This is a genomic window from Hydrogenophaga sp. FW305-3-2-15-A-LB1 (assembly GCF_058787875.1).
This window is the reverse complement of the sequence record NZ_JBYTAE010000019.1, coordinates 1-25,339: the sequence shown is the minus strand read 5'-3', so window position 1 is coordinate 25,339 and position 25,339 is coordinate 1. Positions and strand designations below refer to the sequence as shown.

Below are 25,339 nucleotides of genomic sequence, written 5' to 3'. Positions count from 1 at the left end.
CATGCTGCTGCAGACCACGCCCCCGAAGCGCTCCCCCTTGCCCACGGGCCGGGCGAGCGCGCCCGCACCCGAAGACGGCCCCCTGACCGAAGGCCGAGAATTCGTCTGGTCCAACGACGACTTCACGCGCATCAAGGCCCTGATCTACAAGAAGGCCGGCATCAGCCTGCACGACGGCAAACACGCCATGGTCTACAGCCGCGTCTCGCGCCGCCTGCGCGAGACCGGTCACGACAGTTTCAAGACCTACCTTGACTGGCTGGAGCAGCACGACGGCGCCGAGTGGCAGGAGTTCATCAACGCGCTGACCACCAACCTCACCGCGTTCTTTCGCGAATCGCACCACTTCGGCATCCTGAACGACCTGCTGGCCGCCAAACGCACGCAGGCCTGGCGCATCTGGTGCTCGGCCGCCTCCACCGGCGAGGAGCCCTACTCCATCGCCATGACGGCCACCGAGGCGCTGGGGGCTTCAGGCTCATTCCAGATCGTCAACAGCGACATCGACACCAAGGTGCTGGCCACCGCGCAGCGCGGCATCTACAAGGCCGACGGCGTCAAGGGCCTGAGCCCCGAGCGCCTGCAGCGCTTCTTCATGCGCGGCAAGGCGGGCAACGCCGGCCTGATGCGCGTGAAGCCCGAGCTGCAGAAGCACATGGAATTCCTGAGCGTCAACCTGATCGAGAACCTGCCGTTCCGCGAACCCTTCGACGTGGTGTTCTGCCGCAACGTGATGATCTACTTCGACGCCGCCACGCAGCGCGCCGTGCTCGAGCGCATCCACCGCGTGATGAAGCCCGGCGGCATGCTGTTCGTGGGCCACGCGGAGAACTTCAGCGACGCCCGCAACCTCTTCGCCCTGCGCGGAAAGACCGTGTATGAGCGCATTTGACGCCGTGGCCACGCGCCCGTCCGCGGGCACGACATCCCGGCTGGACGCCCTCAGAGGGCGCCCCACCAAGCCGGGCGAGGCCAGCTTCTTCTACCAGGACCACCACTTCAAGCACGACGCGGTGAAGGTCCTGCCGGGCGAGTACTACGTGACCGCCGACGACCTGGTGGTGATGACGGTGCTGGGCTCCTGCATCGCCGCCTGCATCTGGGACCCGCGCGTGCGCGTGGGCGGCATGAACCACTTCATGCTGCCCGACGGCGGCAACGATTCGAGCGGGCGCTACGGCTCCTACGCGATGGAACTGCTGATCAACGAGATGATCAAGCTCGGCGCCCGGCGCGAGAGCATGCAGGCCAAGGTATTCGGCGGCGGGCAGGTGATGCACACCTTCACCACCATGAACGTGGGTGAGCGCAACACCGCCTTCGTGCTCGACTACCTGCAGACCGAGCGCATCGCCGTGGTCTCCAAGGACGTGCTCGACATCTACCCGCGCAAGGTGTGTTACTTCCCGGCCACGGGCAAGGCCATGGTCAAGCGCCTGGCGCACTCGCACCCCGAAACCATCGAGACCCAGGAACGCAAGGGCAGCGCGGCCGTCGTGGCCAAGGCCACGGCCGGCGGCTCGGTGGATCTGTTCTAAGGGAGAAAACAACATGGCAAAAATCAAGGTCATCGTGGTCGACGACTCGGCCCTGGTGCGCAGCCTGCTCACCGAAATCATCAACCGCCAGCCCGACATGGCCTGCATCGGCGCGGCCAGCGACCCGCTGGTGGCGCGCGAGATGATCCGCGAACTCAACCCCGACGTGATCACGCTCGACGTGGAAATGCCGCGCATGGACGGCCTGGAGTTCCTCTCGCGGCTGATGCGCCTGCGCCCGATGCCGGTGGTGATGGTCTCCACCCTGACCGAGCAGGGAGCCGAGATCACGCTGCGCGCGCTGGAGATGGGCGCGGTCGATTTCGTGGCCAAGCCGCGCATCGGCGTGAGCAGCGGCCTGAACGAACTGGCCGGCGACATCGTCGACAAGATCCGCGTGGCCGCCAAGGCCCATGTGAAGCGCCTGGCCGCCGCCCCGGGAACCGCCCAGGCCACGCCCACCGCTGCCGGCCACGCCGCCGAGCCGCCGCGCGCGCCGCTGCCGCGCCTGTCCACCGAAAAGATCATCTGCATCGGTTCGTCCACCGGCGGCACCGAGGCCATCCGCGAGGTGCTGGTGCCCATGCCGGCCGACGCACCGGGCATCGTGATCACCCAGCACATGCCGCCGGGTTTCACCACCAGTTTTGCCAACCGCCTCAACACGCTGTGCCGCATCCGCGTGGCCGAAGCGCGCGACGGCGAGCGCATCCTGCCCGGCCACGCCTACATCGCCCCGGGTGGCCGCCACCTGCGCATCGACCGCAGCGGCTCCAACTACGTGGCCGTGCTGGAAGACACCGAACCCGTGAACCGCCACCGCCCTTCGGTGGAGGTGCTGTTCAAGTCGGCCGCGCGCGTGCTCGGCCCCAACGCCCTGGGCATCATGCTCACCGGCATGGGGGGCGACGGCGCCGCCGCGATGCGCGAGATGAAGGACGCCGGCAGCTACAACTACGTGCAGGACGAGGCCAGCTGCGTGGTGTTCGGCATGCCGCGCATGGCCATCCAGCACGGCGCGGCGCACGAGGTGCTGCCGCTCAACCAGATCGCCAATGCGGTGTTGAACCGGCTGGCCAGCTCGCCCTCGGGCGTGCGGCACCGGATTTGATCGTTCAGACCCGCTCGCTGAGAAGCGTGCCGGCTTCCACCGGCGCGGCGCTGCCGTGGCCGTGTTCGTCGTAGGCCACCAGCTCGGCCATGGCCTCGGGGCCCACGCCATCACCGACCACGTCCAGTTCCACCGCCTCGGCGACCTCGCCGCCTTCGGGCATCACCGGCCAGGGCAGTTGCTCCATCGCCGGCCGGTCCGGGCGGTCCGCTGTCAGGGGCTTGCGCGGGATCATCGAGGCCGTCACCGCCGACAGGTCGGGCGCGGTATCGCTCTGGTTGCCGGGCAGTTCGCTGCCCTTCGCGGGCTCGATGCCCAGCGCGCGGTCCACCACGGCGGCGCTGGCCTCCCACATGCGGGAGAGCACGTTCTGCAGGTGCTCCACCGCCTTCTTGTCCTTGGCCTGGCGCTGTTCGGCCACCTGGGCGGCTTCCTGCTGGGCCTGCCGCTGGGCGGCCACGTCCTGCGGCGCCGCTGGCACACCGGACGCGCTGCGCGAAGCCGGCAGCGCGGCGGCGTCATCGTCGGTCGCCGCGGCGCGCCCGTCCACGGCCGCGCGGGCGGCGGCAGCGGCCTGCGACGGCGTGGCGGTGCGGCCTTCGCGGCCAAAACCGGTCTGGGCCTTGCCGTCGTTGCCGCCCGCCTGCACGGGCTGCACGGCGGCGACCGGCGACACCGGCGCGACGGCGGTGGACACCGGCGTCGGCCAGGACACGGCAGTGGTGCTCGAAATGTTCAGCATGGGCTTCCCCTCACGGCGGCCACCGGGCGAGACAAGCCCGGTGTTCTTGCCGGGTTTTCGGCCGGGAACACACGAACTTGAGAACTTTCTTCGCCTCCCGGCGCGCGGGGCCGACAGACGGACGGGCCGATGGGCGGCCGCCTCAGACGCCGCCGGTCGGGTGCGTCGGGTCCACCCAGAGCACCTGCTCGGGTTTTTCCACCGGTTCGATGTCCAGGTTGACCGCCACCGCCTGCCCATCGCTGCGGCAGAGCACGCACTCCAGCGCCTCGGTGGGGCTGGCGTTGATTTCCTGGTGCGGCACGTAGGGCGGCACGTAGATGAAGTCGCCCGGGCCCGCCTCGGCGGTGAACTCCAGCTGTTCGCCCCAGCGCATGCGCGCCCGGCCGCGCACCACGTAGATCACGCTCTCCAGCGGGCCGTGGTGGTGGGCGCCGGTCTTGGCATCGGGGTGGATGGTGACGGTGCCGGCCCAGAGTTTCTGTGCGCCCACGCGCGCGAAGTTGATCGCGGCCTTGCGGTCCATGCCCGGGGTGGAGGGCACGTTGCCGTCGAGCTGGTTGCCCGGGATCACGCGCACGCCGTCGTGTTTCCAGTCCGGGTCGGCAGGGTGATCGGGGTCATGGGGCGCGTGGGGATGGTGCTCGTGGGCCATGGCGGGTGTCTCCGAATCGCGGGTCTTGAGTGTGCCAGTCTGCGCGCAAGGGCGCATGGCGGGAAAATGCGGGGTTCGACCCCACGTTGTCCGGAGAAACTGCCTTGCCCTTGCCCACCCCCGCTCCCCGCACGCCCATGCACACCCGGCGCGTCACCTACCAGGGCTTCCGGCGCGACGACGGCCTGTGGGAGGTGGAAGGCGAACTGCACGACAGCAAGCCGCACGACATCGAGATCCACGACGAAGGCCGTTGGCTGGCGGGCGAGCCCATCCACCACATGCGCCTGCGCGTCACCTTCGACGAGGGCATGGTGATCCGCGCGGTCGAGGTCGCGATGGACGCTTTTCCGCACGGTCCGTGTCCCGAGGCCATGCCCAACCTGCAGCGCATGGTGGGCGAGGTGTTGGGGCGCGGCTGGCGCCAGACCATCCAGCGCCACCTGGGCGACGTGCAGGGCTGCACCCACTTGCGGGAGTTGTTGTTCAACCTCGCCACGGCGGCCTTCCAGACCTGCGCGGGCGCGGGTGCGTTCGCGCCCAAGGGCGATGGCCGCCCACCCGCGCACCTGGGCCAGTGCGTGGGCTGGGATTTCAATGGACCGGTGGTGGAGCGGGTGTATCCGATGTTCTTTCGCTGGCAACCGCCGGCCTCGTCGTCTGTGACTTCCTAGCCGCTTCATTCGACTGCATCGCGGGCGCATGGGCCTTTGGCGCTCTGCTCCGCGGGTGTCCCCCGGCGGCTGGTGCCGCCTCCTCCTTTACCCCGCTGCGCAGAACGCCAAAGGCCCATGCGCCAGAAGGGATGCTGGATCGCCCATTCGCCGTGTGCCAATGAGGTCGTCGGTGCCCAGGGGGAGCGGCGCAGCGAAGTGAAGGAGGAGACCCGGCGAAGCCGGGTCGGGGGACATTCGCGGAGCCGCTCCCCCTGGGCGCCGATGACCGGTGCAACGCTTTGGCCCCCACCGAAACAAGGCGTGTCACATGGCGCCCTGACTGCGTTACGCTGACCCCATGAAAGCCGCTCACGAACCCCGCCTCGCCCGCGTGGCCGCCATGGTGGCCGACCCGGCGCGCTCGCGCATGCTGTCCTACCTCATGAGCGGCGAGTTCGCCAGCGCGGGCGAGCTGGCCAAGGCGGCCTCGGTGACCCCCGCCACCGCCAGCGGCCACCTCGCCCAGCTGCTGGACGCACGTTTCGTGGTCTGCGAGCCACGCGGGCGGCACCGCTACTACCGGCTGGCCGACGCCGACGTGGCGCACGCGCTCGAAGCGCTGGCCCTGGTGGCCGAACGCGACGTGCACGACCAGGCCTGGGCCCATCTCGAGCGCCAACGCCTGCGCTACGCCCGCTGCTGCTACGGCCACATGGCGGGGCGCCTGGGCATCCTGCTGCACGACGCCCTGCAGACCCGGGGCGCGCTGGCGGCCCAGGCCGGCGGCTACGCCCTCACCGAGGCCGGGCACACGTGGCTGTCCGACCACCTGGACCTGCAGCCCGCGCCACCCCGCGCCAGCCGGCGCTTTGCCTACCCCTGTCTGGATTGGTCGGAACGGCGCGACCACCTGGCCGGCCAGCTGGCCGACGACATCCTCCAGCACCTCACCACCCAAGGCTGGCTGCGGCGCGGCGGCGGTCGGGTGCTGGACCTCACGCCCAAGGGGCAGCGCGAACTGCTGCCCCGGCTGGAGCAGGCGGCCGGCCGCGCGGCCTGATGGGCCTCACACGCCCTGGAAAGCCATCGGGTCGCGGCCGCTGCGCGTGAGTTGCGAGCGGCGCGAGAGGTAGGTGACCGCGTCCAGAAAACCCGTGCAGCGCACGATGCCCACATCCAGGTCGGCCACGCCCACGCTGAGCGGCAAGGCCTGGGCCCAGCCTTCGAAAGGGCCCGGGTACGGCGCCAGCGCGTAGAACTTCTCCGTGGCGGTGCGCCAGTCGAGCGGGCCCACGCGTTCGAGCAGGTAGAGCAACCAGGCTTCGGTGGGCGACAAGCGGTAGAGCGTGAAGCTCACGTTCGGCGCGTGCGCGGGCGCGCAGGCGTACCGCGGCGCCTCCTTGGGTTCGGTGCGTGTGCTGGGCCCATAGAACAGCGGCGGCGGGCGGGTGTCGACGACGGTGGCCGGGCCACCGGCGGCGTCGGCCATGGCCAGCCAGTTTGCATAGATCTGGCGGCCGCGCGCTTCCAGCCGCGCCTGCGCGGCCGCGACCAGGCCCAGCGTGTCCGGGTGGTGGACCCAGGCCAGTTCCCCGTGCTGCGCCAGGTGTTGCTCGGCGGCGTGGCGATCGCGCAGCACCGAGGCCGGCGGCAGGCGGCAGCGAAACACCAGCTGCGCGCAGCCCGTGTCGGGGGGTGGCGGTTCGGCCTCGCCGACCGTCACGAACAGGTGCAGGTCCGCGCCGGTGTCGAGCCGCGCGCGCGCCACCGGTTCGTGCAGCGCCGCCTCGGACAGCCATTGCAGCGCGCCCATCGCCTGGGCGCCCCATTGCACGTCTTCGTGCACGTTGATCAGGGCGCGCACGATCGCCACCCGCTGCTGGTACGGCGGAAGCGAGAGCGCGCCGGCCTCGCCCCGGGCCTGCAGGTGTTCGAGCATGAAGCGGCGCAGCATGCTGGCCGCCGCCGCCGCGCATTCGGGCCGCTCCTGCGAGGCCTCGTGCGCGAAATGCCATTCGTTGGCGGCCCCCTGGCGCGCCACCAGGGCGCTGCCACACACCGGGCACCGGCAGCCGCAGTCGGCCCCGCGCTCGACTTCGCCGATGAAGCGAAGCGCGCCGGAGGCATCGGGGGCGGCAAAGAGCAGGGTCACGGGCAGGGGTGTGGAATGGGAAGTAAAGCCGAAGGGGGATCGGTGAACGAGCGAAGAGCCGGCCTGGGCCGGCTCCTCGGTGCGGCGGTGCCGCCGGCGTCAGTCGGGTGCCGCGTCTTCGGGCACCTTCACCAGGGTCACGGGCACGGGCGAGCGCTGCACCATGTCCTGCGACACCGAGCCCAGCACGGCCGAGCGCAGGCCGCCGCCGCGCGTGCTCATGATGACGGCGTCGCAGGCATGGCCTTCCAGGATCTCGGCCAGCCGGTGGGCCGGGTCGCCGCTGGCCACGGCCGACTCGACCTGCAGGCCCGCGGCGCTGAGCAAGGCGACGGCCGGGCGCACGAGGTCGCGCCCGGCGGCCTCGCTCACCTGCTGCAGGACCGCCGGGTCGTGCGCCACCACGAGCTCGTAGAGGTTGGCCGACTCCTGCACGTTGGCCACCACGAAGCGCGCCTTCAGACCGGCGCCCACGAGCCGCAGCGCGTGGTGCACGGCCAGCAGGGCGTGCGAGGAACCATCGACGGGGATGAGGATTTTCAGCATGGTCTTTCCATTCCTTGTCTTGTGGGTCAGTAGGGCCGCTCGTTGAGCACGCACCAGTACAGCTCGATGCGCTCGGCCACCTCGATGAACTTGCTGAAGCTCACCGGTTTCTCGATGTAAGAGCTCACCCCCAGATCGTAGGCGGACTTGAGGTCGCTGTCCTCCCGCGACGATGTCAATATCACCACGGGGATGCTGCGAAAGCGCGGATGGGCCTTGAGCTGCTGCAACACCTCCAGGCCGTTGACGCGCGGCAGGTTGAGGTCGAGCAGGATCACGGCGGGCAGGGCCTCGCCGGCTTCCCAGCGGGGCAACCAGGCCAGCGCCTCCTCGCCGTCGCGCGCGACATGGATGGTGTTGGAGAACTTCTTCTTGTTGAAAGCCCGCAGGGTGAGGTCCATGTCCATCGGGTTGTCCTCCACCAGCAGGATGGACGGCAGCGGTTTGGCGGCGCTCATGACGGGAACTCCAGATAGAACGTGGCGCCCTGGTCCGGTGCGCTCTCGGCCCACACGCGGCCGCCCATGCGCTGCACCGCCTTGGCCACCAGCGCCAGGCCCACGCCGGTGCCGGCGTAGTCCTCGGCGCGCTGCAGGCGCTGGAAGATGCCGAAGATGCGGTCGTGGTACTTCATGTCGAAGCCCACGCCGTTGTCGCGCACCCAGAGGATGCGCCGCCCCGCTTCGCTGCGCGAGCCGATCTCCACCCGGGGCGGCTGGCGCCCCTGGCTGAACTTGATGGCGTTGCCGACCAGGTTGCGCAGCACCACCGCGAGCCCCTCGCGGTCCAGCTGCAGGGTCATGGGCTCGAGCTGCAGGCGCAGCTCGGTGCGGGCGGCCGCGATGTCGGCCGCGTGGCCTTCGAGCACGAGGTCCAGCAGCGGGCGCAATTCCACCGCCTGGTGTTCCATGGTGCGGCGCTCCATGCGAGAGTAGTCCAGCAGGTCCGAGATCAGGGCGCCCATCTGCTGCACGCCGCGCCGGATGCGGCCAATGAACTGCCGGCCTTCGTCGTCCAGCCGCTCGCTGTGCTCTTCCTGCAGCAGCTGGCTGTAGCCGTCGATGCCACGCAGCGGCGCCTTGAGGTCGTGCGAGACGGTGTACGAGAAGGCTTCGAGTTCGCGGTTGGCCGCGCTGAGCTGCTCGGTGCGCTCGGCCACGCGCTGCTCCAGCCGGGCGTTGATGCGCTCCAGGTTCATCTGCGCCTGCTTGATCTGCGTGATGTCGAGCAGGGTGCCGCTGTAGTGGTGGCCGGCGTTTTCCGCCAGCGCGCGGCATTCGACGCCGCCCCGGAACCAGCGCTCGGGCCCGAGCGAGGGGTGGCGGCGGAACTCGGCGTGCAGGCGGCCCCGGTTGCTCGGCAGGGCGCGCATGAAACGCGCCACGCGCTCGCGGTCGTCCGGGTGCAGGCAGTCGAGGTAGTCCTTGAGGGTGGGCGGCGGGCCCTGCGCGATGTCGCGGCCGATGTTGCGGTACATCTGGCGCGACCACCAGATGTGTTTGGTGTGCGAGTCGTACAGCCAGCTGCCCAGGCCGGCCATGGCCTCGGCCTGCTCCAGCAGGCCTTTCTGGTCGCTCAGGGCCTGGCTGGTCTGCAGCCGCTCGGTGATGTCCTGCACGATGGAGAACAGGTGCTTGAGCGCGCCGTCGGGCTCGCGCACCGCGCGCACATGGATCTCGGTGTGCACGAAGCTGCCGTCCCGGCGCACGAAGCGCTTGTGCATCTGGTAGCTGTCGGTCAGGCCGGCCTTCATGCGGTCGAGCAGCGCGAGGTTGCGCTCCAGATCGGGCGCCGGGGTCATCTCGGACCAGGTCCGCTGCAGCAGCTCCTCGCGCGGATAGCCCAGGATCTGGCACAGCCGGTCGTTGACCTGCAGCCAGCTGGTGCTGTGGGGCGAGGAAATCGCCATGCCGATCAGGGGCAGCTCGTAGAACAGGCGCTGGAACTCGGCCTGCTCGCGCTGCGCGATCTGCGCTTCCTTCTGCACCGTGATGTCCAGCAGCACGCCACTGATGGCCGTGACCTGGCCTTCGGCGTTGCGGGTGAGCGCGCTGCGGTCGTCGATCCAGATCCAGCGGCCATCGGCGCAGCGCAGGCGGTATTCCTGGCGGTAGGTGTCCGGCCCGCGCTTCAGGTAGCCGTCGATCTCGGCGTTGACCTGGCCCACGTCGTCGGGGTGGATCAGGTCGTCGTAGGTCATGCGGCCCTGCAGCAGCGGCTCGGGCGCGTAGCCCCACTGGGCGATCGAGGGACTCACGTAGCGGATCGGGCAGCCGATCACGTTGTCCCACTCGATCACCACCAGCGGCGAGCGGTCCACCACGTCGTTCATGCGCTGCAGCTGCGCGTGGCTGGCCTGCAGGCGCTCGGCCATGCGGTCGGCGGCGGCGCCGATCAGCGCGAGTTCGTCGCGCCCCTGCAGCCCGGTGCGCGCCTGCAACTGGCCTTCGCCCATGGAGGTCAGGGCACGGGCCAGCTGCTCGGCGCGCCGGAACCAGACCCAGTGCAGGAGCAGCGCGAGCAAGGCCACCAGCACGAGCAGCACCAGGCTCTCGCGCAGCACCTGCGAGCGCATGCCCACGAAGCGCACGGCCATGGGCTGGCTCAGGTCGACGACGGTGAGCAACTCGTGTCCCGGCTCCAGCGCCGCCCGGCCAAACAGGAGGGATGAACCCGCCGCGCGCCCCACCTGCAGGGTGGCGCCGGCCATGGGCTCGGCCAACAGGGGTTTCACGCCCTCGAGCTCGGGGTAGAGACCCTGCAGATCGGCGAACGGCAGGCCGATGTCGGTGCGCATCAGCGACGCCAGCACCACGCCGCGCGCATCGATCAGGTAGGCGTGCTGCATGCCGCTGTACAGGCCCAGCCCGCCCACGAGCCGGCGCACCAGCAGCGTGTTGGCGTTGCCGGTCTCGGCGCTCAGCCGGCTCTGCTCCACGCCCAGGCGTTCGCGCAGGCGCCGGGTCTCGCTGTCGGTCACCTGCTGATCGACCTCGCGCCACTGCATCGCCAGGTTGACGCCCGTGGTCGTGAGGGCGAAGGCGGCCAGCAGAAAAGGCGCGAGCCAGCGCGCGGGAAGGGAGAGCAGGCGGGTCACCGGCTTCATGGCAAGGGCCCCGCGGTCGGCGCGCGCAGCGCCGGCGTGGTGTCGATCAGCGCTGCCCAGTTGGGGGCCGAGCGCAGCACCCCGAGTTCCACCAGCAGGCGGGCCACGCCCTCGCCCTGCTGCGCCAGCGGGGGTGGGTTGCCGGTGAGCATGGCCAGCGATTCTTCGGGTGAATAGAAGCGCAGCCCCCGCTGCACCGCCTGGTATTGCGCGGGTGTCAGGTCGGCGCCGGGCGCCAGCGAGGTGGCCGCGCCACCCGGGTCCAGCCGCATCACGTTGAGGCCGGCGGCCCAGGCCGCCATCAGCGCGTCCACCGCCTCGGGGCGCTGGCGCAACACCTCGCCCCGCACCACCAGCACGTCGACGATCTCGCCCGGCATCTGGCGGCTGTCGAAGATGGCGCGGTAGCCCAGGGCCTGGATCGGCCCGTCGATCGGCGCGTAGCTCACCGCCGCGGCCACGCGGTCGCTCAGCAGCGCCGTCTTGTGCTGCGTGGCGTCCATGCGCAACACGGTCACGTCCTCGCGCCGCAGGTTCGCCTTGCGCAGCAGGCGTTCGAGCATCAGCGTGCCCACGGTGGCGTCTTCCACCGCGATGTGTTCACCGCGCAGTTTCTGCAGACTCGTGATGCGCGGCGCGGCCACCACCACGTCGGCACCGGCCGAGGTGTCGAGCAGCGCGACGATGCGCACGTCGAAGCCGCCGTCGACCAGGCGCAGGGCCTCGTCCATGGTGAGGCCCGCCGCGTCCAGCAAACCGTTGCGCAGATGGCGCAGGGCCTCCGCGCTGGAGATGAGCTCCACCACCTTCACCTGCTTCGCATCGGCCAGGCCCCGGTCGCGCGCGAGCACCAGCGGGTCGTAGCCGACCCAGGTGTTGAGACCGACCACCAGCGGTGGCTGGGGCGGCTCGCTGCAGGCCATCAGACCCGCCAGCGCGCCCACACAGGTCAGCCAGCCCAAGGCCGCGCGGGCGCGCAGCCACCACCCGAGGACAGCACCCTGTCCAGCGAGCCTCCCTTCGAGTCCCGAATTGCCCCGCATCCCATCTGCCATCAAAACATTCTGTCACCATCAAGGGCGGTTTCGGACCATCCCTTGGCCACGACAGGCCGTAAAACTGAACTTTTGCCCGCTTTGCCACCCCCACTGCGCATGATCGACCTCCACGGCCTGTCCCTGCACGACCTCCTGGGGCCCGCGCGCATCGACGTGCTGCGCCCGGTGAACCTGTCCGTTGCCTGGGCGCCCAGATGCGCCTGAGCCCGGCGCCGCTGCCGCGCCGCAGGGGCTGACGCCGTGGCACGCCGGCGCGCCACGTCCACCTGGGTCAAGGCCTTCAACCGCAACCTGCGCGCGATGGCGCGCGCGGCCCGACAACTGCCGCGCGCCCCCCGGGTGGCGCGGGCCAAGGCGACGCGCGGCGTGGCCACCGGCCCGGGCGACTGGCTGCCCGGCCTGGCCCTGGGCCCCGGCGGCGCGCGGCGCTACCGGCTCTACCGCCCGCCCGACCTGCCTGCCCAAGGGAAGGTGCCGCTGCTGGTGATGCTGCACGGCTGCGGCCAGGACAGTGCGGGCTTCGCGGCCAGCACGCGCATGAACGCCCTGGCGCGCCGCGAAGGTTTTCTGGTGCTCTACCCCGAGCAGGACCGCCTGGCCCACCCCCAGCGCTGCTGGAACTGGTACGACACGCGCAGCGGCCGCGCCCAGGCCGAGGCCTCGCTCATCCTCGCGATGATCGACCAGGCCACCCTGCTCTACCCGGTGGACCCCGCGCGCATCGCGCTGGCCGGCCTCTCGGCCGGCGCTGGCATGGCGGCGCTGCTGGCCACGCGCGAGCCCGCGCGCTTCCAGGCCGTGGTGATGCACTCGGGCGTGGCGCCCGGGGTGGCCGAATCCACCGCCACCGCGCTCGCCGCCATGCGCGGGCGCCGCCTGCCAGCGCCGCCAGGCGAAGCGCCCGCCGCCCCCGCGGCCGAGCGCTGGCCACCACTGCTGGTCATCCAGGGCGGCAGCGACGCCGTGGTCTCGCCCAGCAACGGCGCGGCCGTGGCGCGGCTGTGGGCCGGGCAACTCGGCGCCACCGCCGGCGCGCCCCGCGAACTGCGGCGTGGCCAGCGCCACCCCATGACGGTGACCGATTTCAAGCAGCGCGGCCGCGCCCTGGTCAGCCTGGTGGAGGTGCCCCGGCTGGGCCATGCGTGGAGCGGCGGCACGGCCAGCCAGCCCTACAGCGACGCCCGGGGGCCCGATGCCTCGCGCATGGCCTGGGCCTTCGTCTCGCGCCAGTTCCGCCGGATGCCCGGCACGGAAACGCCCACGAAACCTGCCACACTGGACCGATGAGCAAACACACCCGCCACGCGCCCAAGGCCGTCGCCAAGGCCCCGGCCCCCGCCACCGCCCCCGTGCTGGTGGACCCGCTGTTCCTGGCCGCGCCCCAGGTCTCCACCTTCGTGGGCACCCAGCCGCTGACCAACGCCAGCGGCTTCTTCTTCGAGCGCGACGCGCGCCTGTACCTCGTCACCAGCCGCCACGTGCTGATCGACGAGGCCACCGACCACCGGCCCGACCGCATCGAGATCGGCCTGCACATGGACGCGGTCAACCTCACGGTCTCCACCGGCTTCTCGGTGCCCTTGTACGTGGACGGCCTCGCCGTCTGGCACCAGGGCGAGGACAGCGGTGGTGAGATCGACGTGGCGGTGATCGAACTCGACCGCGGCGCCTTCCCCGCCGAGGCCGTGGTGCGCGCCTTCACACCGGCCCACCTGCAGACCGCCTTCGACGCCGTGCCCGCCGACACCTCGCTGATGGTGGTGGGTTTTCCGCTCGGCTTCCACGACGTGGTGCACCACCTGCCGGTGCTGCGCCACGCGGCCATCGCCTCGCCCTTCGGCATCCGCTTTCAGGCCCAGGGCTTCTTCCTGACCGACGCGCGCACCCACCGGGGCACCAGCGGCGCGGCCGTGGTCATGCGCGACACCCAACCCACATCCGCCACCGCCGCCCTGCCCTGGAAGCTGCTGGGCGTGCACTCCTCGCGCATGGACATGGGCAACCGCGACCTCGTGCTCGACGAGTCGCTGGGCCTGAACTGCGCCTGGTACGCCGACATCCTGCTCACCCTGACCGAACCCGCCACCGCCGAATGAACCCGCTGCCTCCTGTCCGCCCCGCCGTCCTCGCCAGCCCCGACTACCCCTTCTCCCCGATCACGGCGCCCATCAAGCTCGACCAGAACGAATCCTTCGCCGACTTCCCCGACGAACTGAAAGACCTCGCGCTCGAGCGCCTGCGCCAGCTGCCCTGGCACCGCTACACCGACCTCAACGCCGAAGCCCTGTGCGAAGCGATGGCGCGGCACGAAGGCTGGTCGCCCGAAGGCACCGTGGTCACCACCGGCAGCAACGTGCTGATCGCCCTGCTGATCCAGCTCAGCGCGCTGGGCGGCGGGCGCGTCGTCACCGTCAAACCCAACTTCGCGCTCTACGGCCTGGACGCGGAACTGCTCGGCGCCACCCTCACCGAAGTGCCGCTGCGCGACGACACCTCGATCGACATCGATGCCGTGATCGCCGCCCTGGGCACCTCACCGGGCCCCGCGCCGCAGGGCGTGATCTACCTGCCCCGCCCGCACGCGCCCACCGGCTCGCTGTGCGAACTCGACGAACTGGAGCGGCTCGCGCAGGCCAGCGGCCACGGCTGGCTGCTCGTCATCGACGAGGCCTACCACCATTTCACCGAACACGATGCGCGCGAACTCGCGCGCCGCCACCCGCACGTGGTGCTGCTGCGCACGCTCTCCAAGGCCTGGGGCCTGGCCGGCCTGCGCATGGGCTACGCGCTGGCCTCCGACGGCGTGGCGCGCCAGCTGCGCAAGCTGGTGCCGCCGTTTGGCGTGTCGGTGCTGCAGACGGTGTGCGCGCAAGTGGCGCTGGAGCACCCCGGCTACGTGAAAGAGCGCGTGGCGCAAACCCTGCGCGAACGCGAGCGCCTGTTCACCGCCTTGCAAGGCCACCCGAGCTGGCGGCCCCTGCCCTCGCACGCCAACTTCCTGCTCGTGCGCACACCCGACGCGGCCCAGGCGCATGCGCAACTGCTCGCCGGCGGCGTGCTGGTGCGCCGGCAGGACCGCCTGCACGGCCTGCAGGGCTGCTTCCGCGTGACCGTGGGCACGGTGGAAGAGAACGATGCGTTCCTGCGCGCGGCTGGGTTGATGGCCTAGGAAGAGACTCACTTTCCTTGGTTGAACGTGAGAAGGCAGGCGTGTTCAATTCTTTTGCCTCTTTCTCAAATTTTCTAAACCGATGAGAAAAAAGGCCTCGTAGACCACCGGCACCAAGAGAATGCGCGCACCCCGAAAGGCCCATCCAGGGCCAAGGGATCTCTCGGAGAAGCCCATGATTCAGAGAAGCGCCATTCTGGAAGAACTGCAACGGAGCACAGCTCTGTACCGGCCCTCGTGCGCATGAGGAGGGGCATCCACCCTGGCATTGGCCCACGAAATCGGGTCTGCATCGAAGCAGGAGCGGATCGGTTTTTCAAGGCTGCAGCGTGCGCCGGACATTGAGCGCTTTGCAAGTCGCTGCATTGCTCGTGTCGGCGAGCTACGGCATCGGATTCCTGTTGGGCTCAGGCGAAATGGCGATGACCTATGGCATGGGCGGCAGCATCTACGGCCTGGCCACCGCCTTCGGCATGCTCTTGCTCACTTTTTTCGCGGCCCGGTTGTGGCGATCCGGCATGTCCATCTGGGACTTCTTTGGGGCAGCCTTTGGGGAGCGCTCCAGACAGGCTGTGGCCCTCTTGTCGGTGATCTGGATGGCCGGGGTGCTGGCGGCACAAATCCATGGTGGCGTTGCCATCCTCAACCTGCTGGGATTGAGCGCGATCGCAGCCTACGCGCTCGTGTTGCTTTGCATCCTGATTGCATCCCGGCTGAATTTGAGGACCGCCTCTGCCGTGCTCTCTGTCTTCTTGTTGGCAAGTGGCGTGGTTCTCGTCCTCGCATTGATCAATGGCAACGGTGGCGCCATCTACCTGAAAAGCCCACAGAGGTTCATCGCTGACGCGCCCTTGTTGGGCGTTGGCGCCATGGTGTCCATCTCGGTCGCGGTTGCCGCGCTGGTGTGCACGGGCGCCGACTACCACCAGTTCCTTCTGGCGGCCAGGCGAGCCTCTGGCGCCGTGTGGGGTTGCCTCATTGCTGCGGGGTGTCTGATCGCCGTGAGCTTTCTTCCCGCGTCGGTCGTGCTCGGGTTCAAGGAAGGCGGCCATCTCACGAACCTCTCCGATGCGAAACAGATCATCCCGTTCATCTTGGCTCAAGAGGTCGGCCATCTCGGTGCGGCCATCGGCAGCACGCTGTTGTTGGGTTTGTCTGCCGCCGCACTGGGATCGGGGGCCGCCATCACGCGAGCCATGACCGAAGCGTTGGACTCGGCAACTCAAGGCATCGAGTTCGTCAGCGGCATCCGGGCGAGTCTTGTCGCACTGGGAATGGCAACAGCGCTGGCCGCACGCGGGCAAGGGATCGTCGCAACGATGGTTTCAGTGAACGTGATCTACATCGGCAGCATCGCAATCGTGTTCGTCGCTCTGCTTGCGAACTGGAAGCTGACCGCATCACAAGCCTCCCTCATCATGGGGACTGGCTTCGTGGCTTCTGCTGGTGTCTACCTGTTGGCGTGGGCGGGGGCTCGTTTCACGGACGGGGATCTCGCTTCGCTGCTGGCTGGATTGGTTGCATCCGCCTCCGTTTTTTGCATTGTCGCCATCGCGGGGAAGCTCAGGAAACTGCCATCCTGAGCGCCTCTATTTCGACGGCCCCTGCGTCAGCGTGGCACGCGCGGCGTTGACAACAACGCGCGTCATCTCCTGAAAGACAGGCGGCTCGACTTCCCATCGATGCCAATAGAGAACGACCTTCATGACTTGACCCGGGGTCAGCTCGATCAACGTGGACGTCACGACATCACCCTTCGCCTGCTCCGCCGGCAGGAGGCCATAGCCCACCCCCCTCAGGATCGCTTCGCGCAAAGTGTTCGGAGCCGGAAGATAGTGCTTCACATACCGTGCAACCTGAAAGCCGAACACCTTCTCCAGAAAGTCGTCGTGCAGCGAGTCCTTCCTGTTGAAGAGGACGGCGGGTGCATCCAGCACGGCCTGAAGGCCAAGCCCATTCGGAAAGTGTCGGGCCGAGAACTGCGGCGTGGCGTAGCACCGGTACTCCATGTGTCCCAGCGGCTCGGCAACGAACCCGGGCATGGCATCCGACTTGGTGGAGATGCAGCCGATCACCTCCCCCTTGATGAGCCGTTCCATGGTGTGATCCTGGTCATCGATCACCAACTCCAGCGCGATGCGTTTCGTCTCAAGAATCCGCCAAAGCGCTTGAGAGAACCACGTCGCCAAAGAATCGGCATTGACGGCGATCGCGACCGGGACCGCCTTCTTCTCGCAGCTCGTGGGCACCAGATCGGTCAACACGGCTTCCTCAATCAGTCGAAGCATCTTGACGCGGCGCATCAGTGTCTCCCCGGACGACGTGGGAACCACGGGCTTGGCGCGCACCAGGAGCACGTTAGAAAGCGAGTCCTCCAGCGCCTTGATGCGCTGTGACACTGCACCCTTGGTCACGTTGAGCACCGCGGCAGCACGATCAAAGCTCCCATGCTCGACGACCGACGCAAACGTCTCCAATTGCTCTCTGTTCAGCATCAACCTCTCTCCTCGCCTGTACAGTCAACGGTCTCGCACCGGTGCACCCTCCGCGATGCCTCGCTACTCGACGGACTCGAACCGGTTTGCACCATGCAGGAAGCGGAAGGCCTGACGGCCATCGTGCCCAAGGAGCAGGCCCAGGCGCTGGGCATCGCCTTTCAATTCGAGTCCGTTTTGATCACCTTGTCCGTGCACTCCTCGCTGGCAGCCGTGGGCTTTCTCGCGCGAGTCTGCAGCGTGCTGGCGGCGGCATCGATCCCCTGCAACGTGGTCTCCGGCTTTTATCACGACCATCTGTTCGTGCCGTCCGACAAGTTGTCCGAAACGCTCGCCGCGCTGGGCCAGCTCTCGCGAAAGACAGCGCAGACCTAAGTGCCTGCGTCGCCCACCTGGGTTCGCTCGAACGGCGTCAGCGCGTTGAGCTGCTCCCACAGGTAGACGCAGGACGGTGGCCAGGCGAAGGCCCGCCGCACGGTGATGCCGATGCGGCGGTCCACTTCGTGCAACGTCACCGGCACCCGCACCAGCGCGCCACTTGCCAGATCTTCCTGCACCTGCAATGGCGACATCAGCGCGATGTGGTCGCTCTTCATCAGCAGCGCGCGCACCAGCGGCGGGCTGTTGGCGTGGAACGAGGCCTGGGGCAAGGGCGCGCCGGCGGCGCGGAACGCACGCTCGAACGCGGCATGGGCCGGCGTGTTTTCCAGCGGCGCGATCCAGGCCTGGTGGCGCAACTGGCGCAGGGAGCGCAGCCGCCCCGCCGAGGCCAGCGCATGGCCCTGGCGCACCACCGCGATCAGCGATTCCCGGAACAGCTCGCGCTCTTCCAGCTCGGGCGCCACGAGCTCGCCGCGCAGGGGACCAAGAATCATGTCGAGGTCACCGGTCTTGAGCTGCCGGGCCATGGCGTCGTAGGTGCCGTCGCTCACGGTCACCACCACCTTGGGCATGCGCTGCAGCAGCCCGGCCAGGGCGCGCGGCGCCAGCGAGGTGCTGGCCATGGGCAGCACGCCCAGGTGCAGGCGCCCCATGGCCTCGCCCCGGTAGGCGGACATCTGTTCCTGGAGCACGCGCAGGATGTTGAGCACGCGCTTGAGCGGCGCCAACACCCGCTCGCCGTCGCGTGTCAGGCGCAGGCCCCGCTGGGTGCGCTGCATCAAGGCGCGGCCATAGGCCTGGTGCAGGGACCGCAGCTGCTGGCTGACCGCCGGCTGCGACAGGCCGAGCGAGCGCGCGGCCAGCGTTTCGTTGGCCAGCTCGGTGCAGGCCACGAAGCAGCGCAGCATGGGCACCGTGAGCACGCGGAACAGGCTCTCCACCTGGCGCCGCAGGGGCTCCGGCCGAGGATCCTGCGGGGTGCTTTCCGAGGCGCTCAGCACCAGCTCGGCGCGCATGGCCGCGCAGCCGCGCACCACCGCCAGCCCGGCGGTCGTGCACACCATGCCCCGGGTGCCGCGCTCGAACAGGGCCACCCGCAAGGCCTGCTCGGTCTGCTGGATGGTGCGCGAGACGGTGGAGGTGGAGCAGTGCAGGGTCTGCGCGGCCACGGCCGCGCTGCCACCTTCGTGCGTGGCTTCCACGGTGCGCAGCGCGCGCAACCGGGTCAGCGGGTCGTCGTGTGGGTCCATGCTGTCATAAGCAGATTGCAATTCGGGCCAAGCATATTGCAGTTGTGGCGCCGGCGGCCAGCCGCGACACTGGGTGGCGTTTCAACCCGTTCTCCTATAAACAGAATCTCATGACCTTTTCAGTCCCCCGGATCACCCGGCGCCAACTGGTGCTGGCCACCGCCGCCGGCCTGGCCGTCGGCCGCGCGCAGGCTCAGGCCTCCTTGCCCAAGACCATCAAGCTGGTGGTGCCCTTCCCCCCCGGCGGCTCCACCGACATCCTGGGGCGCGCGATCGGCGCGCGGCTGGCCACGCAACTGGGCATCACGGTGGTGATCGAGAACAAGGGCGGCGCGGCCGGCTCGGTGGGCGCGGGCGAGGTGGCCCGCATGGCACCGGACGGCGCCACGATCATGATGGGCCACATCGGCACGCTGGCGATCAACCCCTCGATCTACCCCAAGCTGCCCTACGACCCGGTCAAGAGCTTCGCCCCGCTGGCGCTGGTGGCCCGCGTGCCCAACGTGCTGGTGGTCAACGAGAAGTTTCCCGCCACCGACTTCAAGGCCTTCATCGCCAAGGCCAAGGCCGAGCCGGGCCGGCTCAACTACTCGTCGGGCGGCAATGGCAGCGCGGCCCACATCACTTTCGAGTACCTCAAGCAGGAAGCCGGCATCTTCATGCCGCACATCCCCTACCGGGGCGCGGCGCCGGCCGTGAGCGATGTGCTGGGCGGCCAGGTGGAGGCGATCTTCACCGGCTCGCCGGCCCTGATCGCCCACATTCGCAGCGGGCGCCTGCGGCCGCTGGCGGTCTCCAGCCCGCAGCGCATGCCGGCCCTGCCCGACGTGCCCACGGTCGCCGAGAGCGGCTACCCCGGCTTCGACGCCGACCAGTGGTACGGCATCGTGGCCCCGGCCGGCCTGCCCGCGCCGCTGATCGCGCTCTACAACAGCGAGATCAACAAGGCCCTGACCTCGCCCGAGGTGGCGCGCGCGCTGGCGATCGAAGGCGCCGTGCCCACGCCCACCACGCCGCAGGCTTTCGCGCAGCTGATCGCGCGCGAGATTCCCCGCTGGGCCAAGGTGATCCAGCGCGGCAACGTGAAGGCCGACTGACCATGACCACCTCCACCCGGCGAGATTTCCTTCTTTGGGGTGCGGCGAGTGCCACCGCGCTCGCTTTCGGCTCGGCCTGGTCGCAGGGCAGCGGCAACCTGGGCACGGCGCCCCTGCCCACCCAGGGCTGGCGGCGGTTCTCGCTCGGTTCGGCCGAGGTGCTCGCGCTCAACGACGGCGTGGTGCGCCGCCCGCTGGGCGAAGAGTTCGTGCGCAACGCGCCGCTGGAGCAGGTGAAAGCCGTGCTGGCCTCGCAGCAACTGCCCACCGAGTACATCGACGTGCCCTACAACGCCTTCCTGCTGATCGTGGACGGCAAGCGCTGCCTCATCGACACGGGTTTCGCCGACAACGGGCCGCCCAACACCGGGCGCCTGCTGGAGAACCTGCGCGGCGCCGGCCTGGGCCCGGCGGACATCGACACGGTGTTGCTGAGCCACCTGCACGGCGACCACGTAAGCGGCCTGCGCCGCAAGGACGGCGGCCTGGTGTTCCCGAACGCCACGGTGCTGGTGCCCACGCCGGAGTTCGACTTCTGGATGGACCCGAAGCGCCTGGAAGCGGCGGCGCCGGGCGCCAAGCCGGGCTTCGTGAACGCGCGCCGCGTGCTGGACGGCTACCCGGCCGACAAGCTGCAGCGCTTCACACCCGGAGACCGGTTGCTCGGTGCGGTGGACAGCATCGCCGCCTACGGCCATTCACCGGGGCACACGCTGTTCTCGCTGCGCGGCTCGAGCGCGAACTTCACCTACCTGGCCGACGCGGCGCACTACCCCGCGCTGTTCACCCGCAACCCGGACTGGCAGGTGCAGTTCGACATGGACCCTGAACTGGCCCGCGCCTCGCGCCGCGCGGCATTGGCGCGCGCAGCAGCGGACCAGGGCATCGTGGGCGGGTACCACTTCCCCTTCCCGGCGTTCGGCCGCATCCAGGCCGAGGGCAACGGCTACGCCTTCACGTCGGCGTAGCCACCAGGGGCGGCGTCAGCCCTTGGCCACCTCGTGGTTGGCCATCAGCTCCAGCGCCTTCACCAGCGCCGAGTGATCCAGGTCGGCCAGGCCGTTCGCGGCGCAGGCGCCCATGAGCTGGGCGGCGCTGGCGGTCTGCGGCAGGCCCACGCCGAGTTCCTTCGCGCCCTGCAGCGCGAGGTTCAGGTCCTTCTGGTGCAGCTTGATGCGAAAGCCCGGGTTGAAGGTGCGCTTGATCATGCGCTCGCCGTGCACCTCGAGAATGCGGCTGGCCGCGAAACCGCCCATCAGCGCCTGGCGCACCTTGGCCGGGTCGGCACCGGCCTTGCTGGCGAACACCAGGGCCTCGCTCACCGCCGCGATGTTGAGCGCCACGATGATCTGGTTGGCCACCTTGGTGGTCTGGCCGTCGCCGTTGCCGCCCACCAGCGTGATGTTCTTGCCCATCAGTTCCAGCAGGGGGCGCACGCGCTCGAACACGGCCTCGTCGCCACCGCACATGATGGTGAGCGAGCCGGCCTTGGCGCCGACCTCGCCGCCCGACACTGGCGCATCGACGTAGTCGCAGCCCAGCGCGTTGATCTTCTTCGCGAATTCCTTGGTGGCCATGGGCGAGATCGAGCTCATGTCGACCACCACCTTGCCCTTGCTGAGGCCCTGCACCACGCCGTTCTCGCCGAACAGCACGGCCTCCACATCGGGCGTGTCGGGCACCATGGTGAAGATCACCTCGGCCTCTTTCGCCACGGCGGCGGCGTTCTCGCAGCGCACGCCACCGGCGGCCTGGATGGTTTCGGGCACCTGGCTGCGCGTGTGCACGTACAGCGAGTGGCCGGCGTTGACGAGGTGCAGGGCCATGGGCGTGCCCATGATGCCCAGGCCGATGAATCCGATCTTCATGAAACTTCCTTGAAAAGAGGGGTGGGGGAGGCGCTCAGTAACCGTCGGGCGTGGCCTTGGGTTGCGAGGCGCGCAGCGTGGACAGCACCTGCTGCGAGCCGGCGGCCATGAGGCGCGCGTCCGAACTGATGGTGACGAACTGGAAGCCCATGGCGATGCGGCGCGCGGCCGCTTCGGGCGACCCGTTGTGGATGCCGGCCACCAGGCCGTGCGCCTTGGCGCGCGCCAGGATGTGCTCCACGGCGGCGGCGGCCTTGGGGTCGAGGTCGTCGAAGGTCGGGTTGCAGCCGAGCGCGAGCGAGAGGTCGGACGGGCCGATGTAGATCGCGTCCAGCCCGGGCGTGGAAAGAATCTCTTCCAGGTTGTCCAGCGCCTGCGCGGTCTCGATCATGGCGAAGGTGACGATGGTGTCGTTCGCGTGCTTGGGGTAATCGGCACCGCCGTAGAGCAGCGCGCGCACCGGGCCGAAGCTGCGCGTGCCGCGCGGCGCGTAGTGTGTGTACGCCACCAGCTTCGCGGCGTCCGCGCGGCTGTTCACCATCGGGCAGATCACCGCGTAGGCGCCCGCATCCAGGGTCTTCATGAGGATGCCGGGCTCCAGCCAGGGCACGCGCACCACGGGCACGGTGTCGGTGGTGGAGATGGCTTGCAGCATGCCCACCATGGCCTGGTAGTCCACCACGCCGTGCTGCAGGTCGATGGTCAGCGAGTCCCAGCCCTGGTGCGCCATGGTCTCGGCGGAAAAGCTGTTGGGAATGGCCAGCCAGCCGTTGGCCACGGCGCCGCCACGGGCCCAGATTTCACGCAGACGGTTGGGTCTCATCAGGTTCCTTCTTCTTTGCAGGTGGGTCGGGGGATGGTCAGCGGTCCAGCGCCGGGCGCTTGGGGTTGAAGGTCCAGTTCGGGATCAGGAACTGCATGGCGATCGCGTCGTCGCGCGCGCCCAGGCCATGTTCCATGTAGAGCCGGTGCGCCTTCTCCACCTCGGCCATGTCGAGTTCGACGCCCAGGCCGGGCTTCTTCGGCACCTGCACATGACCGTCCACGATCTTCAGCGGTTCCTTCGTCAGGCGCTGGCCATCCTGCCAGATCCAGTGCGTGTCGATCGCGGTGACCTTGCCGGGCGCGGCCGCGCCCACGTGGGTGAACATCGCGAGCGAGACGTCGAAATGGTTGTTGGAGTGCGAGCCCCAGGTCAGGCCCCAGTCGCGGCAGGTCTGCGCCACGCGCACGCTGCCGGCCATGGTCCAGAAGTGTGGGTCGGCCAGCGGGATGTCCACGCTCTGCAGCGCCAGCGCGTGGCTGAGCTGGCGCCAGTCGGTGGCGATCATGTTGGTGGCCGTGGGCAGGCCGGTGGCGCGGCGGAACTCGGCCATCACCTCGCGGCCCGAGAAGCCCTCTTCCGCGCCGCAGGGGTCTTCGGCGTAGGCGACCACGCCGCGCATGTCGCGCATGAGGCGGATCGCGTCCTTGAGCAGCCAGCCGCCGTTGGGGTCGAGCGTGACGCGCGCCTGCGGAAAGCGCTCGTGCAGCGCGGTGACGGCTTCCACTTCCTGCTCGCCGCGCAGCACACCGCCCTTGAGCTTGAAGTCGTTGAAGCCGTAGCGCTCGCGCGCGGCCTCGGCCAGGCGCACCACGGCCTCGGGCGTCATCGCGGTCTCGTGCCGCAGGCGGCTCCAGGGGTTGTCGGCGTCGGGCTCGCTGGCATATGGCAGGCTGGTTTTTTTCCGGTCGCCGACGAAGAACAGGTAGCCCAGCATCTCCACCGCGTCGCGCTGCTGGCCTTCGCCGAGCAGCGCGGCCACGGGCACCTCCAGGTGCTGGCCGAGCAGGTCCAGCAGGGCCGATTCCACCGCCGTCACGGCGTGAATGGTGGTGCGCAGGTCGAAGGTCTGCAGCCCGCGCCCGCCCGCGTCGCGGTCGGCGAATCGGGTCTGCAGCTGCTGCAGCACCTTCTGGTGCGCCCCCAGGGGCTGGCCCACCACCAGCTCGCGCGCGTCCTCCAGCGTCTGGCGGATCTTCTCGCCACCGGGCACCTCGCCCACGCCGGTGCGCCCGGCGCTGTCGGTGAGGATGAGGATGTTGCGCGTGAAGAACGGCGCGTGCGCGCCGCTCAGGTTGAGCAGCATGCCGTCGCGGCCCGCGACGGGAACGACGCGCAGCTCGGTGACGCGGGGGGTGGAGGACACGGTGGCGGGGTTCAGCATGAGCGGGTCAATCTGCCTTGATATTGCGGGCTTCGATCAGTTTTTTCCAGCGCGCGAACTCGCTGGCCTGGAAGGCGGTGAACTGCTCGGGCGTGTTGGCCACGATCTCGAAGCCCAGCTCGAGCAGCTTGGGCTTGATGGCGGGGTCGTTGAGCGCGTCCTTGATGGCGGCCTGCAGCTTGTTCTTCAGGTCGGCCGGCATGCCTTTGGGGCCAGAGACGGCCTGCCAGGAATACACGTTGGCGTCCTTGATGCCGAGTTCCTGCAGCGTGGGCACGTCGGGCAGCAGGGGCGAGCGCTGGGCGCTGGTGATGGAGAGCGCGCGCAGCTTGCCGGCCTTGATCTGCGGCATGGCGGTGTTGATGTTCATGAAGGACGAGTCCACTTGGTTGCCCAGCAGGTCGGTCATCACGGGGCCGCCGCCCTTGTAGGGCACGTGCACGCCGGTGGTGTTGGTCTGCTGCCAGTAGAGCTCGGCGGTGAGGTGGTCGCTGCTGCCGTTGCCAGAGGAGGCGAAGGTCATCTTGCCGGGGTTGGCTTTCTGGAACGCGAGCACGTCGGCCATGCTCTTGTGCGGCGAGGCGGCGGGCACGACGAGCACGTTGGGCGCCTGCACGGCGACGGTGATGTAGTCCATCTCCTTGGTGGCGTCGTAGGGGACTTTGGTGAGGTGGGGCGCGATGACGTAGGGGCCGAGGGAGGCGACGAGCAGGGTGTGGCCGTCGGGTGCGGAGCGCACGACCTGCGCGGCGCCGATGGTGCCGGTGGCGCCGGCCTTGTTGTCGACCACGAAGGTGCCGCCGAATTTTTCCTGCAGTTTGGGTTGCAGGGTGCGGGCGATGAGGTCGGTGGAGCCGCCGGGGGGGAAGGGCACGATGATGGTGACGGGTTTTTCCGGCCAGGCCATGGCCGCGGTGAGGGTCATGGACGCGCCGAGCGCGCACAGCAGTTTCTTCATGGTGTCTTGTCTCCTGTCGTTGGGAATCTTGCGGCAAGGGACTCCGATTTGGTACCGGTACCAAATGGAGGTGATGCGAATGGTACCGGTACCAAATTGGGGCGTCAAACGGTTTTTTTGGTTGAGCTTTTTGGGTGGGGATTGGTTGTGAGACACCTCGCGGGCTCAGGAGCGCCGGGCGCTCTGCTCCGCGGGTGTCCCCCGGCGGCTGGTGCCGCCTCCTCCTTTACCCCGCTGCGCAGAACGCCCGGCACTCCTGAGCCGAAGCAATGCTGGCGCGCCCACGGACCGAGTACCACGAGGTCCTCGGCGATCGGGGTGGCCGGCGCAGCGAAGTAAAGGAGGAGAAC

At 69.2% G+C, this 25,339-nt stretch carries 25 protein-coding genes; 12 read left to right on the top strand and 13 right to left on the bottom strand.

Annotated features, from left to right (window positions below):
- The first annotated feature begins 1 nt into the window (after position 1).
- The 3 genes from AC3WPZ_RS07935 to AC3WPZ_RS07925 are packed head-to-tail and all read left to right on the top strand — an operon-like array spanning position 2 to position 2,649.
- Entirely contained in the window at positions 2-892 is an 891-nt protein-coding gene (locus AC3WPZ_RS07935) for a CheR family methyltransferase (RefSeq protein WP_382323213.1), read from the top strand.
- Positions 879-1,538 carry a chemoreceptor glutamine deamidase CheD gene (cheD, locus tag AC3WPZ_RS07930; RefSeq protein ID WP_382161895.1) on the top strand — a complete coding sequence of 220 codons (660 nt, stop codon included), beginning with the start codon at positions 879-881 and terminating at the stop codon, positions 1,536-1,538. Before AC3WPZ_RS07935 ends, cheD begins: the two co-directional genes overlap by 14 nt.
- Before the next feature lie 13 nt (positions 1,539-1,551).
- Positions 1,552-2,649, top strand: a complete 1,098-nt coding sequence (locus tag AC3WPZ_RS07925; protein WP_444688508.1) for a protein-glutamate methylesterase/protein-glutamine glutaminase — start codon at positions 1,552-1,554, stop codon at positions 2,647-2,649.
- Between the two features lie 4 nt (positions 2,650-2,653).
- On the opposite strand, the gene AC3WPZ_RS07920 is transcribed toward AC3WPZ_RS07925, so the two are convergent.
- Both AC3WPZ_RS07920 and AC3WPZ_RS07915 read right to left on the bottom strand, forming a co-directional pair.
- The gene (locus AC3WPZ_RS07920; protein ID WP_382323212.1) at positions 2,654-3,391 is read right to left on the bottom strand and encodes a hypothetical protein; all 738 of its coding nucleotides are present in this window, start codon (positions 3,389-3,391) and stop codon (positions 2,654-2,656) included.
- A gap of 142 nt (positions 3,392-3,533) precedes the next feature.
- Positions 3,534-4,046, bottom strand: a complete 513-nt coding sequence (locus AC3WPZ_RS07915) for a cupin domain-containing protein (protein ID WP_382323211.1) — start codon at positions 4,044-4,046, stop codon at positions 3,534-3,536.
- Between the two features lie 104 nt (positions 4,047-4,150).
- Here AC3WPZ_RS07915 and AC3WPZ_RS07910 point away from each other — a divergent pair, with 104 nt between their 5' ends.
- Together AC3WPZ_RS07910 and AC3WPZ_RS07905 are read left to right on the top strand one after the other, a co-directional pair.
- A complete protein-coding gene (locus AC3WPZ_RS07910) occupies positions 4,151-4,720 on the top strand; it encodes a DUF2889 domain-containing protein (protein ID WP_382161907.1) in 570 nt (189 codons plus the stop codon).
- Between the two features lie 340 nt (positions 4,721-5,060).
- Positions 5,061-5,762, top strand: a complete 702-nt coding sequence (locus AC3WPZ_RS07905) for an ArsR/SmtB family transcription factor (RefSeq protein ID WP_492439061.1) — start codon at positions 5,061-5,063, stop codon at positions 5,760-5,762.
- Positions 5,763-5,768: 6 nt separating this feature from the next.
- On the opposite strand, the gene AC3WPZ_RS07900 is transcribed toward AC3WPZ_RS07905, so the two are convergent.
- The 5 genes from AC3WPZ_RS07900 to AC3WPZ_RS07880 form a co-directional block, all read right to left on the bottom strand.
- On the bottom strand, positions 5,769-6,854 hold the full coding sequence (locus AC3WPZ_RS07900; protein WP_492439059.1) for a hypothetical protein: 1,086 nt from the start codon (positions 6,852-6,854) through the stop codon (positions 5,769-5,771).
- A 99-nt stretch (positions 6,855-6,953) separates the two neighbouring features.
- The gene (locus AC3WPZ_RS07895; protein WP_291118152.1) at positions 6,954-7,400 is read right to left on the bottom strand and encodes a universal stress protein; all 447 of its coding nucleotides are present in this window, start codon (positions 7,398-7,400) and stop codon (positions 6,954-6,956) included.
- 26 nt (positions 7,401-7,426) lie between these two features.
- Positions 7,427-7,858 (bottom strand): response regulator, encoded by a 432-nt coding sequence (locus tag AC3WPZ_RS07890; RefSeq protein ID WP_382161916.1) that lies wholly within the window; start codon positions 7,856-7,858, stop codon positions 7,427-7,429.
- A complete protein-coding gene (locus AC3WPZ_RS07885) occupies positions 7,855-10,506 on the bottom strand; it encodes a PAS domain S-box protein (protein WP_382323207.1) in 2,652 nt (883 codons plus the stop codon). Before AC3WPZ_RS07885 ends, AC3WPZ_RS07890 begins: the two co-directional genes overlap by 4 nt.
- A complete protein-coding gene (locus AC3WPZ_RS07880) occupies positions 10,503-11,468 on the bottom strand; it encodes an ABC transporter substrate-binding protein (protein WP_492439056.1) in 966 nt (321 codons plus the stop codon). Before AC3WPZ_RS07880 ends, AC3WPZ_RS07885 begins: the two co-directional genes overlap by 4 nt.
- Positions 11,469-11,804: 336 nt before the next feature.
- On the opposite strand from AC3WPZ_RS07880, the gene AC3WPZ_RS07875 reads away from it, so the two are divergent.
- From AC3WPZ_RS07875 to AC3WPZ_RS07860, 4 genes are all read left to right on the top strand, one after another.
- Positions 11,805-12,851 (top strand): extracellular catalytic domain type 1 short-chain-length polyhydroxyalkanoate depolymerase, encoded by a 1,047-nt coding sequence (locus AC3WPZ_RS07875; RefSeq protein ID WP_492432805.1) that lies wholly within the window; start codon positions 11,805-11,807, stop codon positions 12,849-12,851.
- Complete coding sequence (locus AC3WPZ_RS07870; RefSeq protein WP_444688511.1) at positions 12,848-13,660, top strand: trypsin-like peptidase domain-containing protein; 813 nt, start codon at positions 12,848-12,850, stop codon at positions 13,658-13,660. The genes AC3WPZ_RS07875 and AC3WPZ_RS07870 overlap by 4 nt, the downstream gene beginning before the upstream one ends.
- Positions 13,657-14,733, top strand: coding sequence for a pyridoxal phosphate-dependent aminotransferase (locus AC3WPZ_RS07865; RefSeq protein WP_444688512.1), 1,077 nt, complete (start codon positions 13,657-13,659; stop codon positions 14,731-14,733). Before AC3WPZ_RS07870 ends, AC3WPZ_RS07865 begins: the two co-directional genes overlap by 4 nt.
- 350 nt (positions 14,734-15,083) lie before the next feature.
- On the top strand, positions 15,084-16,316 hold the full coding sequence (locus AC3WPZ_RS07860; RefSeq protein ID WP_492439053.1) for an SLC5/6 family protein: 1,233 nt from the start codon (positions 15,084-15,086) through the stop codon (positions 16,314-16,316).
- Positions 16,317-16,322: 6 nt separating this feature from the next.
- Here the strand turns inward: AC3WPZ_RS07860 and argP are convergent, their stop codons facing one another.
- Positions 16,323-17,228, bottom strand: coding sequence for an HTH-type transcriptional regulator ArgP (gene argP / locus AC3WPZ_RS07855; protein WP_492439051.1), 906 nt, complete (start codon positions 17,226-17,228; stop codon positions 16,323-16,325).
- Here argP and AC3WPZ_RS07850 point away from each other — a divergent pair.
- Positions 17,181-17,603, top strand: a complete 423-nt coding sequence (locus AC3WPZ_RS07850; protein ID WP_382323200.1) for an ACT domain-containing protein — start codon at positions 17,181-17,183, stop codon at positions 17,601-17,603. The genes argP and AC3WPZ_RS07850 overlap by 48 nt on opposite strands.
- Here AC3WPZ_RS07850 and AC3WPZ_RS07845 read toward each other — a convergent pair.
- Entirely contained in the window at positions 17,600-18,859 is a 1,260-nt protein-coding gene (locus AC3WPZ_RS07845) for a LysR family transcriptional regulator (RefSeq protein WP_492439049.1), read from the bottom strand. The two genes, AC3WPZ_RS07850 and AC3WPZ_RS07845, sit on opposite strands and share 4 nt — an antisense overlap.
- Positions 18,860-18,969: 110 nt before the next feature.
- Here AC3WPZ_RS07845 and AC3WPZ_RS07840 point away from each other — a divergent pair, with 110 nt between their 5' ends.
- Together AC3WPZ_RS07840 and AC3WPZ_RS07835 are read left to right on the top strand one after the other, a co-directional pair.
- The gene (locus AC3WPZ_RS07840) at positions 18,970-19,956 is read left to right on the top strand and encodes a Bug family tripartite tricarboxylate transporter substrate binding protein (RefSeq protein WP_492439047.1); all 987 of its coding nucleotides are present in this window, start codon (positions 18,970-18,972) and stop codon (positions 19,954-19,956) included.
- Between the two features lie 2 nt (positions 19,957-19,958).
- Positions 19,959-20,924, top strand: coding sequence for an MBL fold metallo-hydrolase (locus AC3WPZ_RS07835; RefSeq protein WP_492439045.1), 966 nt, complete (start codon positions 19,959-19,961; stop codon positions 20,922-20,924).
- A 15-nt stretch (positions 20,925-20,939) separates the two neighbouring features.
- On the opposite strand, the gene glxR is transcribed toward AC3WPZ_RS07835, so the two are convergent.
- Genes glxR through AC3WPZ_RS07815 form a run of 4 tightly spaced genes read right to left on the bottom strand, consistent with a single transcriptional unit; the run spans position 20,940 to position 24,989 of the window.
- Positions 20,940-21,824, bottom strand: a complete 885-nt coding sequence (glxR, locus tag AC3WPZ_RS07830) for a 2-hydroxy-3-oxopropionate reductase (protein ID WP_492439044.1) — start codon at positions 21,822-21,824, stop codon at positions 20,940-20,942.
- Between the two features lie 34 nt (positions 21,825-21,858).
- On the bottom strand, positions 21,859-22,647 hold the full coding sequence (locus AC3WPZ_RS07825) for an HpcH/HpaI aldolase family protein (protein ID WP_492439042.1): 789 nt from the start codon (positions 22,645-22,647) through the stop codon (positions 21,859-21,861).
- Between the two features lie 37 nt (positions 22,648-22,684).
- A complete protein-coding gene (gudD, locus tag AC3WPZ_RS07820; RefSeq protein ID WP_492439040.1) occupies positions 22,685-24,031 on the bottom strand; it encodes a glucarate dehydratase in 1,347 nt (448 codons plus the stop codon).
- A 7-nt stretch (positions 24,032-24,038) separates the two neighbouring features.
- Positions 24,039-24,989: a Bug family tripartite tricarboxylate transporter substrate binding protein gene (locus tag AC3WPZ_RS07815; RefSeq protein WP_382323194.1), complete on the bottom strand. Its 951-nt coding sequence runs from the start codon at positions 24,987-24,989 to the stop codon at positions 24,039-24,041.
- Between the last annotated feature and the right edge of the window lie 350 nt (positions 24,990-25,339).